Here is a 14,513-nt window from a genome sequence, read left to right as displayed (position 1 = left end):
TTAAAATTACCTAATTGATGCTTGTTTTTATAGATATAGCACATAACATGCCAAAAAACTTAAACATCAATTAGGTATTATCATTATTTGGATATACGTTCGTTTTTAACAAAACAGCCAACTAATTACTAAAAATTATAGGCATTAGTGTTCTGCTTGCCAAAACAAAATTCCATAGGATTAAAATTGGTTACAAACCCCTATTCCCATTCAATGGTTGCTGGTGGCTTAGAACTAATATCGTAAACAACACGGTTTACACCTTTTACTTTATTAATAATATCGTTTGATGTTTTTTGTAAAAACTCATAAGGTAGGTTTACCCAATCAGCCGTCATACCATCGGTACTTTCTACAGCTCTAAGTGCAACACATTTCTCGTAAGTACGCTCATCTCCCATTACACCTACACTGTTAACTGGTAACAACATAGCACCTGCTTGCCAAACCTTATCATATAATCCCCATTCTTTTAAACCATTTATAAAAATAGCATCTACTTCCTGAAGCATTTGTACTTTTTCGGCTGTAATATCACCTAAAATACGAATTCCTAAACCAGGGCCAGGAAAAGGGTGACGACCTAATAATTCTGGATCGATACCTAAAGTAGCACCAACACGGCGTACTTCATCTTTAAAAATAGCACGAAGTGGCTCCACAATTTTAAGTTTCATAAAATCTGGTAATCCACCTACGTTATGGTGACTTTTTATGGTTGCCGATGGTCCGCCTGTAGCAGATACACTCTCGATAACATCTGGATAGATAGTACCTTGAGCTAACCATTTTACATCAGTTAATTTGTGAGCTTCATCATCAAAAACTTCAATAAAAGAATTACCAATGGCTTTACGTTTTTTCTCAGGATCCTCTAGACCTTTTAAAGCTTCTAAAAAACGCTCAGACGCATCAACGCCTTTTACGTTAAGGCCCATACCTTCGTATTGTTTTAAAACTGATGTAAATTCATTTTTACGTAACAATCCATTATTAACAAAAATGCAATATAAGTTTTCACCAATCGCTTTATTAAGTAAAACCGCTGCTACGGTAGAATCTACACCACCAGAAAGCCCTAAAACTACTTTATCATTTCCTACTTTCTCGCGAATAGCAGCTACAGTTTCTTCAACAAAAGAATCTGGAGTCCAGTCTTGTTTTAAACCAGCGATACCCACTAAAAAGTTTTCTAAAAGTTGTTTGCCATCTGTAGAATGATAAACTTCTGGGTGAAATTGAATGGCATAAGTTGTTTCTCCTTCAATTTTGTAAGCGGCATTTTCTACGTCGTTTGTACTAGCTACTAAAACACCATTTGTTGGTAATTTTTTAATAGTATCAGAGTGGCTCATCCAAACTTGACTGCCTTTGCTAATGTTTTTCACAAAAGGCTCATCAGTTTTTATAAACGATAAGTTCGCTCTACCATATTCTCTGGTATTCGATGGTGCTACTTCACCTCCAGAAAAATGCGCTAAATATTGCGCGCCATAGCATACGGCTAGCATTGGTTTTTTCCCTCTAATTTCTGATAAATCAGGATGCAAAGCATCTTCACCTCTTACAGAGTTTGGACTTCCCGAAAGAATAACCGCCTTGTAGGTGTCTAAATTGGTTGGAATTTTGTTAAATGGATGTATTTCGGAGTAAATGTTGAGTTCCCTAACTCGACGGGCAATAAGTTGTGTGTATTGCGATCCGAAGTCTAAAATAAGTACCTTGTCATGTTGCATGCGCAAAAATAACGATTGATTTTAAAATGACGAATTAGCACCGCAACTTTTTTAACTAAATTGTTAACAGTAAAAAATCGCCTTTTAAAGGTTGTAAGTTTTTTATTAAGTTTGGTAACAATTGCTCGCCATATTCTAAATAAAATTCCGAAAAATTAGTGTTTCGTTCCTGTAAACTACCACCCGGAAAAAGTTCGGTTTGTAAGTCCGTCATTCTCGAAACGGCATCTTTCAATTTACGTTTTTGAGCTTTAAGTAAACGATTCTCTAAATGCTCTAAACCTTGTAATTGCTTTACTTCTTGAGCTTTTACAGCACCTAAAAACGATTTATCGGTGTCTTCGGCAATTTTATACATACTTTCAAATTGCTTTATCAAATGTTTCTTTTGTTCAGAAAAATCGATATCAATATTTGATATTTCTCTAACTTTTTTATTAATGAAAGCACTTCGCTTTAAGAAAACATCTTCCTTAGAAATATTTAAATTTTCAAGCTTTTTACTCTGACTTTCCGTTTGAATTAAAACTGAATTTCTTAATAACAATACCGGAAAAGGTACATTTACTGTATTAAAATATTTTTTTAATTGAAACCAATACGCCAATTCTCCTCCTCCACCTATGTAACACAGGTTTGGTAAAATCACTTCTTGGTATAGAGGTCGCATAATCACATTTGGTGAAAAATGCTCCGGATGTTTTTTTACTTCATCCAGAATAGCCGCTTTTGTCCAAATTATATCGGTATTTATCGCTTTATAAACACCTTTCTCAAAAACAATACGTTCTCTTAAATTTTCATTTAAATAAAATAAGTTTATTTCTCTTGGGTTTACTTGCGCTTTATAGCCTTCAGAATAATTATTTAAATCTTCTATAGTTTCCGTAACCGCCTTAAACGATGTTTGGTTCAACAATTCGGTTTCTATAAAAGGGATAAACTCTTTTTTTAATGCGGCATTATTGGCTTCGACAATAACTAAACCATATTCGTGAAACACAGCGTTTGCCAAATATCTGGTAGCATCGGCTAAATTATCATGTTCTAAATAAGCGTCTTGGAAAAGGCTTTTTAAATGCTCTGCGTTTTTGGTATGCCCTATTTCATTAGAAAACACTTCAAAAACTTCCGCTAAACCTTCGGTAGATAATTCTCCTACAGCTCCGCTAGCGTCCTTATTCCATTGCACTTTTTTTCCTCTGAAATTAAAATAATTTATTTCATCAAAATCATGATCTTCTGTTGCCATCCAATAAATAGGAACAAAATTTTGATTGGGATATTTTTCTTTTAATTCTTTTGAAAGATTAATAGCCGATACTATTTTATACAGAAAATACAGTGGTCCCGTAAACAAGTTTAGCTGGTGTCCAGTTGTAACCGTAAAGGTATTTTCCTGTTTTAATAAATCTATGTTTTGAAGTGTTAATACCGAAGCTTCAACCTTTTTATACTGTTCAGTTAGTACCCCATGCAATACTTTTCGAGATTCTGGAGTAAAACTCGCTCCCTTTTCTTCAATTTGATTTTTAAAATTATCAAGGTTTGGAAAACGATTGTAAAATGGTTTTAACTCTTGATTTTCATCGAGATAATCACAAATTAAACTTGAAAAATATCCTGTGTTTTTAAACGAAATACAGTCTGCTGGCATATTAAAATAGATAGAAAATGTAAATATAAGCTTATTCAATTTTGAAATTCTAAAAATTTCGTTAAGAATTAACAGGAAATTGAACCACCAATTTTGTCGTATTAAATTTAAGAAACATTCATTTTATATTCACTTAACATTTCAGTACTTAATTCTACATGTTGTTAATATTTAAGTAATCTTTTTAACACTAAGGTTACTTAAAATTAAATTAAGCACAGCAGTTAGTTAACACGGTTGTTTGATTCAAATTCTAATTTTGAACCGAATTAATTAACCAATATTTATATATTAAATGATGAACAAGTACATTAAATTATTTTTATTCCTTTTTATTGTAACATCTACAAGTACAGTAATAGTTAGCTGTGATATCGAAGATGGAAAAGATGGTATTAACGGTGTTGACGGAAAAGATGGCGAAAACGGAAAAGATGGTGAGGATGGTGAAGATTTTACACCACCAGAAGCTATGTTTAGTAATAAATCGTCTTTAGCTCCTTTAGTAAAATTACACAGTGAATTTAGTACAGTAGAAGCTTTTTCTTTATTAAGTTCTACCGATGTGCTTTCTAACGGTTTTCGTTTAGTTGGTGCTCAAGATGGTGCAGGATTTTTAAAAGATGGTGATGAGTACATCTATGTTGTAAATGCAGAAGATGATTATGCTGTTTCTAGAATTCGTTTTGATAAAGACCTTAATCCTATTTCTGGCGATTGGTTATTAAATAGTGGTGTTGCAGATTATGCAAGACAATGTTCTGGTACTATGTGGGAAGCTGCTGAACATGGTGGTGATAAAGATATCTTTTTATCTGCTTCAGAAAGTTACGCTTACGATGTTAAAGGAATTGATCCTTGGATTGAAACACCTACTCCAACTGCAGATTTTGGTTTAGATGCTTTAGGTGAATTCTCTTGGGAAAACGCTGTACCATTACCAAAAGGTGCTTATACTGGTAAAACGGTAATTATTGGTGGAGATGATGATTCTAGCGGGTCTGAAGGCCAAGTAACTATGTATTTATCTGAAAACGGTGATGCAGATTTAGCAAACGGAAAAATTTATGTTTTAAGATTTAAGCAAGTTTCTGATGGTGCTGGCGGAACTATGGATGTTGCTGCAGATCAAGTTTACAACGAAGGTAGTTTAGATTTTCAAAAAACTTACGACATCGAATTTGTAGAAATCGTAGATGGTGCGGCTTTAACTAAAAGTGAAATGGAAACCGCTTGTACTAATGTATTTGCTTCTCAGTTTATGCGTGTTGAAGATGTTGATTACAAAAAAGGTAGCGATGCAGATGCAAGAGACGTATTTTTTGCGGTAACAGGAAGAGGTCCAGGAAGAGGAACTTATAACGATTGGGGAACTGTTTACAAAATTGAACTTGATGAAACTAATCCATTAGAAGGTAAATTAACTCAAATTATTAGCGGAAACACTGATACTAACAATCAAGATGGTAACCTTGCAGAATTACAAAGTCCAGATAATATTTGCGTTACAGAAAACTTTATCTACGTGCAAGAAGATCCAAATTCTTTCTCTAGAAACCATGCTGCACAAATTTACCAAGCAGATTTAGATGGTAACAATAATAAAGTTGTTTTAGAATTAAAAGTTGAAAATAACTTAGACCCAACAGGATCTACAGGATTTTCTGGTGAGTTTGGTGCTTTAACTGATATCTCTGATAAAGTAGGTGTGCCAGATACATTTATTTTAAACTTACAACCACATTACTGGGAAAGCGATGATTTTGTTTCTAGCAGTTTACCACATAACCAAGGTGGACAAATTGTATTATTAAAAGGCTTAGCTAGATAGTAAACACAATATTTTTTTAATATTAAGAATCTTCATTTTCACAATGAAGATTCTTTCATTTTTATAACTTTCACACATGTTTCGATATTTAAAATCGCTATTCTTCTTAATTATTTGCATTTCAATAACTGGATGCAAACAGGATAAAAAAGAAACCATTTCTGTAATAAATTGGTCGGCTGCACAAAACTATTACTCCCAAAACATAGATTTAGCTTTAAGTTATATCGATAGTTTAGAAACGGAAGGTATGCACGGTAAAAAAGCCAAAACCTATTTCGCTTTATCTCGTGTTGCTTTCAAAAAAGCCGAACCTTACGCATCGTATTTAAATCCGGAGGTTGGCCACAGAGCAAACGGCCCTGCCCTACCTATTTATAAAGAAGACACCGGTAAGATTATCAAACCAGTTGGTTATCAAAAAATAGAAGAAAGTGTTTTTGATAATGAAACTTCCGAAGCCGATTTTAAACAAGAACTATACGTGCAAAAAGGCATGCTTTCTAACCTTAAAAAAGCTATTGACAAAAGAGACCTTAATCCTCAACGCTTTTTTATAGCCACACACCAGCAACTATTACGTATAGTAAGCTTAGCCATATCTGGTTTTGATACGCCAGTAAGTCATTTAGGCATTGATGAAACTATTGTTTCACTAGAAAGTTTACAAACCGTCTATAAGGCTACCATACAAAATAGTATTAAACTTAAGAATGAAAAATTAGACTCCGATTTTAATGCTAATATTGAAAAAGCTATTGCTTTTATTAAAAAAAATCAAGATTTTGATACTTTCGATCGCTTTACATTTACACGCGATTATATGAATCCGATTACTCGAAATTGGGTCGATATTAGAAAATCTAGTGCACTTTGGGAACCAATAGACACTACTCCTTTTAATTTTGATGCCCCTACTTTTTTTGAAGACGATAGTTTTAATTTAAATTATTTTACAGCTGCTATCAACCAAAACCCAACTGAGAAACAGATTACTTTAGGTAAAAAATTATTCTCAGACCCTAAACTTTCCGAAAACGGAAAAATGGCTTGTATTACCTGTCATTTACCTAATAAAGGCTATGCCGATAATGTTGCACTAAATTTAGATAATCAAGGTAAACCATTGCTACGAAATACACCCACACTTATAAATACGGCATTTCAACAAAGTTTCTTTTTAGACGGACGCTCAAACACCTTGTTAGATCAAATTTCATCTGTATTTACAAATGATAAAGAGTTTAACTCCGATGTGCATAAGTTCTCAAACGCCATTCTAAAAGACTCAACTTATACCACTCTTTTTAAAGATGCCTTCGGAAAAATTTCATCAAATAATACGGATGTTATAAAAGCCATTTCATCATATATTTCAACCTTAAATGGTTTCAATTCTAAATTTGATAAAAACATAAGAGGCGAGGAAAATAACTTTTCAGATGAAGAAAAACTGGGATATAATTTATTTATGGGAAAAGCCTTGTGCGCTACTTGTCACTTTATGCCTTTAACCAACGGAACCGTTCCTCCTTTTTATACTGAAACAGAAAAAGAAGTTATTGGAGTTCCGGAAACAGCAGAAAACAAACAACTTGATGATGATTTAGGTTTTTATTGGAGCTTTAAAGAACCACTACATAAAGGCATGTTTAAAACACCAAGTATTAGAAACATTGCTCTAACAGCGCCTTACATGCATAATGGTGTTTATAAATCTTTAGAGGAAGTTGTAGAATTTTACAACCTTGGAGGTGGTGGCGGTCTAGGTTTCGATTTAGAACACCAAACTTTGCCATTCGATGAACTTAATTTAACAACTGAAGAACAAAACGCCTTAGTCGCTTTTATGAAAACGCTAACGGAAACAGTTAGTGATGTGTATTAAACATTAGCTCTAAAACTTTTAGAACACAATAATGAAACTCTTAAAAATCCGTCAATTTATGGCGGATTTTTATTTTATAAAAAACCAACCATGACTACCAGCAACTGCTCCTGCCGTAGTTATTAAACTCAATATTAGTAAAAACCAATGCGCCTTATGAAGTATTGAAAATGTTTTTGAAGGATTTTCTTCTACATATTTTTTGAATAATTTATGCAATATAAGCGGCTCTAAAATATATAAAATAAGAGTAAAAAGTACCCAAACTAAAGTCATAGCATGAATCCACCAAAACCGATAATCAAAATATCGATCCCAAGCATCGAGCACATATAACATATAGAAACCAGAAAGTCCGGTTAGTAAAGTTGTTACTTTAGCTTGTATAGCAAACTTACCTTCTAACGCTTCAAAAGTTTTAATTTGATCTTCTTTAGATTTTAGCTTTTTTACAGCCGGAATAATAACGGTAGTTACCATAGAGACTCCACCAATCCATAAAATAACAGCTATAACATGAATAACGCGTGCTAAGGTGAATGTTTCCATTTTCTTTTAATATGAGTGGATTTAAAGCTGAGTTATTTTTATAATTTTAAAGCACCAAACACTTGGCTAGTGTTTTTTCATAAATTTTCTCGTACTGCGGTACAATTTCGTGTAAGTCGAATTTCAAGGCTTCTTTTCGAGCATTTTCTTTGAAAGCTTTTAATCGATTTTCATCACTTAAAATATGTATAGCATTTTTGCTCATATCTTCAATATCGCCTACTTCACTTAAATACCCCGAAACACCGTGCACATTAACTTCTGGAATACCACCCGTGTTACTCGAAATTACAGGAACACCAGACGCCATAGCTTCTAGAGCCGCTAAACCAAAACTTTCCGTTTGAGAAGGCAATAAAAATAAATCACTAAAGCAAAGTATCTTATCAATTTCATTACTTCTTCCAAAGAAAATTACTTTATCTGTAATACCAAGTTCAGCGCATTGTATTTCCATCTTTTCCTTTTCAGGTCCTTCACCAATAAACATCAGTTTGGCTGGCATTGCTTTTTGAATGTTATAAAACACACTAATAACATCTTCTATTCGTTTTACGGGACGTAAATTACTAATATGTGTTATTATTTTTTCGTTGTCTTTAGCCATCATCCCACGTTGACATTCTGTAACGCCATGATGCTTATATTTTTCTAAATCTATAAAATTGGGCACTACATCAATGTCGTTTTTTATATCAAACAAACGTAGTGTATCTTCTTTTAAACTCGCTGAAACCGCAGTAACAGCATCAGATTTATTAATACTAAAGGTTACAGCTGGTTTATAAAACGGATGACTACCAACAAGTGTAATATCGGTACCATGAAGTGTAGTTACAATTGGCACATAAATATCTTCTTCAATAAGCATTTTTTTAGCCATATAAGCCGCGTATGCGTGCGGAATAGCATAATGTACATGAAGAATTTCTATTTTATGAAGCTTCACCATATCAACCAATTTACTCGATAAAGCTAACTCGTAGGGTTGGTAATGAAACAATGGATATTCTGGTACATTTACTTCGTGATAATGAACGTTATTGCCTAATAATTCCAATCGCACAGGTTGGTTATATGTAATAAAATGGATTTCATGGCCACGCTTAGAAAGCTCTAAACCTAATTCTGTTGCTACAACGCCACTACCTCCAAATGTTGGATAACACACTATACCTATTTTCATGCTCTTCAATTTAAAATTTTAATCTTCAATCGCTTCGTAAATTAAACGCTGAATTTCTGTTCTAATATTTTCTTTTAACAACAAGTTTTTACCTGCATTTGGGTAGGTTCTATTTGCTAAAAATACATATACAATTTCTTCATCTGGGTCGGCCCAAGCATAAGTTCCTGTAAAACCAGAATGCCCAAAACTCTTCATAGATAAACAACCACATGTTGGTCCTACTGTTCCCAATTGAGGTTTATCAAAACCAATTCCTCTTCTGTTATTTTGAGCTTCAAAATAACGCGTATTAAACTTATCTACGGTTTCTTCTTTTAAATAACGCTTTCCGCCGTAATACCCTTTCTGCAAATACATTTGCATAATTTTCGCAACATCGTTGGCATTACTAAAAACCCCCGCGTGGCCACCAATACCATCTTGCATGGCGGCTCCCATATCATGTACGTAACCGTGTACTTTTTGAAAACGATAATAATTATCCTCTTCCGTAGGTACTATTTTTTTACTACTTATTTTATGGTACGGATTATACATGGTGTTATTCGCACCTAACGACTCATAAAAATGCGCTTGCGTTAATTGCTCTAACGTTCTGTCGTAATACTCTTCAATAAATTTCTTTAGAATATAATATGGAAAGTCACTATAGCGGTATCTCAAGCGATCTAGTAATTCTGAATCTTTAATTATCTTCGGAATAGAATCCTGATAATCAGTTCTTAAAAACAAGTTTTTGGCCACTTCAACATTAAATTCTGGACTTCTAATTTTTCTATAATATTTTGCACTAGGGCGTTTAGTTACTGTATCTAAAGTATGATAATAGAAGGGTTCCCATGGACGTAATTGAGCATAATGCGAAAGCATCTTCTTAAAAGTCACATTTTCTTTGTTAGACCCTTTGTATTCAGGTAAAACATCTACTAATTTAGTATCTAGTGAAATAACATTTTGTTCTTCCAGCTCCATTACCAACGGCAAGGTTGCTAATATTTTTGTTAGAGATGCTACATCATAAATATCATCAAAACCCACTTTTTCTTTTCCGCTATAGGTGTGTTTCCCAAAATTTTTATTGTAAACCACTTTCCCTTTTCTAGCAACCAAAAGTTGAATTCCGGGTGTCATTTTATTGTTTACAGCATAATTAGCGATAGAATCTATTCTGTTTAATTTTTCAGAATTCATTCCCACACGCTCTGGAACAGTGTATCCTAAACGTTTTATAGCTTCACTATCTATACCTTCGCCAGCATTATAAAACTGTCCAATAGAAACAGGAAGTGTTCCTTTTGCTGGAATAGCTCCAAAAATAAGTTGTGCAGATTTTTGTTGTGCAATAGCACTGTTTTGGTAACTTACAATAACACTCTCAATATTTGCCATAGTTCTTAAATCGGCAAGTGCGTAAGGCTTAACAAACACATCTAAAATTACGTTGTGCGATCTAGAAATTTCGTGCAACCAACTAATCTCTTTCTCTGTAAACTTATAGCTTTTCCATGGGTTAGCATTAGAGCGATGTAAACCAACAATAACGGTATTATAAGGTTCTAACCTTCCCATTAATTCTTCTAAATTATTTCCTTTTACGGCATGTACTTTACCATACTTTTTAAGTTCATTAAAAAATACATCACCAGAATCGTCACCTAAATTAACATAAGCTATCGATTTAATTTCCAATTTTTTTAAAGGGACTAAGTTATTCTCGTTTTTAACAACAGTAATGGCATTTTCTAGTAGTTCTTCATATAAAATATCATCTTCTGGTCTGTTTAAATCTTTTCCAAGATTCTTTAAACTAATTGGCTTATAATTCTGTAAACCAACTTTGTACTTAGCCATTAAAATCTTTTTAACCGAAAGTTCTAATCGTGCTTCTGTAATTTCACCTCTATTATAAGCTTCTTTAATTTTAGAAATACCAATACTTACATTTTCAGACATTAGCATCACATCGTTACCAGCTTTAAAAGCTGCTAAATCAATATCGCCCGTTTCATCAAAATCGGCAGCCCCTTTCATAGTTAATGCATCAGTAAAAATAAGACCTTTAAAGCCTAATTTCTCCTTTAAAATATCGGTAACAATATGTTTTGATAAAGATGAAGGCACACCAGAATTATCTAAACCAGGAACATTTAAATGCGCCACCATAACACTAGAAAGTCCTTCGGTAATTAATTTTCTATATGGATATAACTCTATAGAATCTATGCGTTTTTCATTAAAACTAATAGTTGGTAATGTTAAATGTGAATCTTGATCGGTATCGCCATGACCAGGAAAATGTTTTGCATTAGCCAAAACTCCAGCGCCTTGCATTCCTTTCATGAAAGCAGAAGCTTTGCGCGTAACATTATCTCGGTCTTCACCAAAAGAGCGGTTACCAATAATTGGATTTTTAGGGTTAGTATTAATATCTACAACAGGTGCAAAATTAAAATGCACACCTAAACGTTTGCAATGTTCGCCAATATATCGACCAGCTTCTTCAACTAATTTATCATCTTTAATGGCTCCAAGCGTCATGTTCCAAGGAAAAGCATAAGTAGAATCTAAACGCATACTTAAACCCCATTCGGCATCCATACCAACTAAAAGCGGGATTTTTGATATCGCTTGCAGTTGATTATTAAGTTTAGCCTGACGGTATGGTCCGCCATTAGAATATATTACACCACCAATATGGTTGTTTCTTACTAAATTTTCGACCTTAACTTTTGTTGCAGCACTTTGGCTAGACATGACCTGAACCATGTACAATTGCCCTATTTTTTCGGATAAGGATAGTGAAGCATACACACTATCTACCCATTTGTGTTGAGCTTGAGGGTTGGTTGTTTCTAAGGGGTTTTTAGAATTTTGACCATAAATAGAAAGTACTGAAAACAGACAAACTACGGTAAATTTTATATGACGCATAAAAAGAATTAATTAAGAAATTACTAGTCGTTTAATACAATACTAATAATCATGCCAAAATAATACTTTTAAAAAGAAGATGAAAAGACTTTAAGATAGATTTATACAGAAGTTTGTAACAGATTTTAAATTTAAGTTGAAGTAAACCTCTTTAATCTATTTTAAAGTCTAATTAAAACATTGAATTAATCACCATCATTATCTGTTGTTGTGATAATAATAGATAAAATACTACGTACATCTACACTAAATAAAACACCTAACTCACCAAGTTTCTCGTGTAAATTCTCAACCTCTTCTGGGTTACTTGTAATAGCCGTATAAAAATTAGTTGGTATGGCATCAATAGCTGCATAAACTTCTGCTATTTTAGCTTCTACAGCATTGTTTAATTCATCATTATCAATTGTAGCGTATACATAATCTGAAATACCCAAACCATTTGGATTAAAATATACCGCCTCTAAACTTTTAATGTTATTTTCGATAATAGCTAATGAAGTATGACTAAAGTAAGCTTGTGAAATTTCTGGATTTACATTATCGGAATTCTCTAAACCTGCAGGCTTACCTATTTTGGTGATCTTGGCATTATCAATCAAATTAAATAAACCGTTGTATAGTAAATTGAACGATCCTTTTATTCCTGTTTCTTGATTGGCTATAAAGGTTGAAGCATAAGCACCAGAGTTTACAGTACCCCAAATACCCTGAAGTCTTTCCGATTGCGTCTTTAATTCCAAAGCCGTATATTTTAAATAATTTCTTCTTTTTTCAGATGAAACAAAAGCAGCATTAACCGTTGCTAAATCGTCACCAAAAAGCAAATATTCTAAGCCTGAAAGTGTTTTTATTTGTGGACTTAATCTTAGTACAAGCGCTTCATCCACAACTTCGTTATTAATCAAAATGTTTTCTATCGCCGTTGGTAATGTTGGCCAATTGAATAAAGCCTGATGCATAAACTGACCACGAACATCTCCAATATTAAAAGCATAAATATTCCCATACGCTTTCGCGGAAACTTGCCACTGCACACGTAAAGCTTCTAAATTAAATTCTGTAGAAGCTGCTAAATAGGTTTCTACAGCTGTATTTAAATTAACACTTTCTGAAACAAAATAATCTACAGCAGGTAGAATATTCTGGTTAACAACATCGGTTAAAAGTAAATCGACTTTAAATGATGCTTTTGTATTATCGTCCGACGAGTTACAAGTAAAAAGTAAAAAAGACAGAAATAATATTGATAAATTTCTCATGTTTTTAATAGTATTTTAGTTTTAATATGAAACTAATAAATAAATCATTTTTTTAAAGTGAATTCACAAAACTGATAAGGTTTTCACGATCATCAACCGAAAGGTTTTTAAAATCTTCTTTTATATTTTCTGCTTCACCACCATGCCATAGTATAGCTTCTTCAATATTTGCGGCTCTACCATCATGCATTAAATTAGTATGGCCATTTACTGTAGAAATAAGGCCAATACCCCAAAGCGGTTGTGTTCGCCATTCATTTCCAGTTGCTAAATAATCGGGTCTATTATCTGCCAAATCATCTCCCATATCATGTAATAAAAAGTCAGAATATGGTTTTATAGTTATATTTTTAAGATAATCACTTGCCGCTTCCGTACCCGTTTTTTGATTAATAGCGTGGCAACCAATACAATTTAATGAAGAGAAAAGTGCTTTACCTTTCAGTACGTTTTCATCCTTATAATTTCGTCTATTAGGTACTGCTAAATGCGCCTGATAAAATAACATTTTATCTAATTGTACATCGGTAACTTCTGGAGTACCACCATTAATAGCATCGGCACAATCTTGCTGTGGTGACGGACAATTAGAATCTGAAAATAATGATGTGGTTAACCCCATATCTCCATGTAAGGCCGCAGCAACTTGCTGTTTTAATGTAGGCGCATTGGCTTTCCATCCGTATTTACCTAAATCTCTCTCGTTTATTTCATAATTATAAACATAATTTGCTCGACCCGAGATACCATCGTTATCACTATCGGTTTCATCTTCAAACTTTGTAATTTCTTCATCTGGCAAAGCACTAATTAAACCTAAACCAATAGTTTGTTGTGCTACTCGAGGAGACATTAGCACACCAGAAAGAGAACCAAAGGCTTCTTGAGAAAAACTATAAATTGGTTTTTGTAATTGATAAGACGTTCCGTCGGCATATTCTCCATTAATAACTTCGTAAGTTACATTAACCTTTGCTTCAAACGGAATACCATTATTTGCTCGGTCTTGAAGTTGAGTTCCATAGCCCAAAACAGGCAAAGCATCTCCATTACTATCTTGTCCTGGCATACTTATACGCATTAAAAAGCCACTAGAATCTTCACCATTAACAAAAGCTTTACCACGACCATCTTTAAAGTGACAGGTTGCGCAAGCTCTTGCATTAAATGTTGGACCTAAACCATCTCGACCTGTTGTAGAGGCCGGCGAGGAAACCCAAGTTTGATTAAACAAAGAGTTACCTGTAGCAAATTCGGCTTGCTCAACAAATGATAATCCACTGATTTCAAAACCAAAAGCATTGTTACTTGTTGAATTAACTCCTAAATCACTAGTAAGAAACTCTTCGCCTTCTTCATATTCAATTTTAGATGTAGCCGTATAATCATCATCGGAACAACTGTATAAGCAAGTTATAATTATGGAAATAAATACGATTTTCAGTTTCATTTTAATCATGATTTTAAATA

At 33.4% G+C, this 14,513-nt stretch carries 9 protein-coding genes; 2 read left to right on the top strand and 7 right to left on the bottom strand.

Annotated features, from left to right (window positions below):
• Positions 1-200 precede the first annotated feature (200 nt).
• On the bottom strand, positions 201-1,736 hold the full coding sequence (guaA, locus tag DFQ06_RS02280) for a glutamine-hydrolyzing GMP synthase (RefSeq protein ID WP_042506487.1): 1,536 nt from the start codon (positions 1,734-1,736) through the stop codon (positions 201-203).
• A gap of 55 nt (positions 1,737-1,791) precedes the next feature.
• A complete protein-coding gene (gene bshC / locus DFQ06_RS02275; protein WP_133967158.1) occupies positions 1,792-3,393 on the bottom strand; it encodes a bacillithiol biosynthesis cysteine-adding enzyme BshC in 1,602 nt (533 codons plus the stop codon).
• A 295-nt stretch (positions 3,394-3,688) separates the two neighbouring features.
• Here bshC and DFQ06_RS02270 point away from each other — a divergent pair, with 295 nt between their 5' ends.
• Both DFQ06_RS02270 and DFQ06_RS02265 read left to right on the top strand, forming a co-directional pair.
• Complete coding sequence (locus DFQ06_RS02270) at positions 3,689-5,224, top strand: PhoX family protein (RefSeq protein ID WP_133965795.1); 1,536 nt, start codon at positions 3,689-3,691, stop codon at positions 5,222-5,224.
• Positions 5,225-5,300: 76 nt separating this feature from the next.
• Positions 5,301-7,112, top strand: coding sequence for a cytochrome-c peroxidase (locus tag DFQ06_RS02265; protein WP_133965793.1), 1,812 nt, complete (start codon positions 5,301-5,303; stop codon positions 7,110-7,112).
• Positions 7,113-7,181: 69 nt separating this feature from the next.
• On the opposite strand, the gene DFQ06_RS02260 is transcribed toward DFQ06_RS02265, so the two are convergent.
• The 5 genes from DFQ06_RS02260 to DFQ06_RS02240 form a co-directional block, all read right to left on the bottom strand.
• A complete protein-coding gene (locus DFQ06_RS02260) occupies positions 7,182-7,661 on the bottom strand; it encodes a hypothetical protein (RefSeq protein ID WP_133965792.1) in 480 nt (159 codons plus the stop codon).
• Positions 7,662-7,707: 46 nt separating this feature from the next.
• A complete protein-coding gene (gene bshA / locus DFQ06_RS02255; RefSeq protein WP_133965791.1) occupies positions 7,708-8,847 on the bottom strand; it encodes an N-acetyl-alpha-D-glucosaminyl L-malate synthase BshA in 1,140 nt (379 codons plus the stop codon).
• 18 nt (positions 8,848-8,865) lie between these two features.
• A complete protein-coding gene (locus DFQ06_RS02250; RefSeq protein WP_133965789.1) occupies positions 8,866-11,781 on the bottom strand; it encodes a serine hydrolase domain-containing protein in 2,916 nt (971 codons plus the stop codon).
• Positions 11,782-11,966: 185 nt separating this feature from the next.
• Entirely contained in the window at positions 11,967-13,043 is a 1,077-nt protein-coding gene (locus tag DFQ06_RS02245) for an imelysin family protein (protein WP_133965787.1), read from the bottom strand.
• A 52-nt stretch (positions 13,044-13,095) separates the two neighbouring features.
• On the bottom strand, positions 13,096-14,493 hold the full coding sequence (locus DFQ06_RS02240; RefSeq protein WP_133965785.1) for a di-heme oxidoreductase family protein: 1,398 nt from the start codon (positions 14,491-14,493) through the stop codon (positions 13,096-13,098).
• Between the last annotated feature and the right edge of the window lie 20 nt (positions 14,494-14,513).

The sequence above is a fragment of the Algibacter lectus genome, assembly GCF_004368925.1.
In the GTDB taxonomy this organism is placed as follows: Bacteria; Bacteroidota; Bacteroidia; order Flavobacteriales; family Flavobacteriaceae; genus Algibacter; species Algibacter lectus.
Note: the sequence above shows the minus strand (reverse complement) of the source record. Positions and strands in the feature narration are given on the sequence as shown.

Coding starts and splice junctions, on each gene's coding strand:
- guaA (WP_042506487.1), bottom strand. CDS start 1,736: ATGCAACATGACAAGGTACTTATTTTAGACTTCGGATCGCAATACACA.
- bshC (WP_133967158.1), bottom strand. CDS start 3,393: ATGCCAGCAGACTGTATTTCGTTTAAAAACACAGGATATTTTTCAAGT.
- DFQ06_RS02270 (WP_133965795.1), top strand. CDS start 3,689: ATGATGAACAAGTACATTAAATTATTTTTATTCCTTTTTATTGTAACA.
- DFQ06_RS02265 (WP_133965793.1), top strand. CDS start 5,301: ATGTTTCGATATTTAAAATCGCTATTCTTCTTAATTATTTGCATTTCA.
- DFQ06_RS02260 (WP_133965792.1), bottom strand. CDS start 7,661: ATGGAAACATTCACCTTAGCACGCGTTATTCATGTTATAGCTGTTATT.
- bshA (WP_133965791.1), bottom strand. CDS start 8,847: ATGAAAATAGGTATAGTGTGTTATCCAACATTTGGAGGTAGTGGCGTT.
- DFQ06_RS02250 (WP_133965789.1), bottom strand. CDS start 11,781: ATGCGTCATATAAAATTTACCGTAGTTTGTCTGTTTTCAGTACTTTCT.
- DFQ06_RS02245 (WP_133965787.1), bottom strand. CDS start 13,043: ATGAGAAATTTATCAATATTATTTCTGTCTTTTTTACTTTTTACTTGT.
- DFQ06_RS02240 (WP_133965785.1), bottom strand. CDS start 14,493: ATGAAACTGAAAATCGTATTTATTTCCATAATTATAACTTGCTTATAC.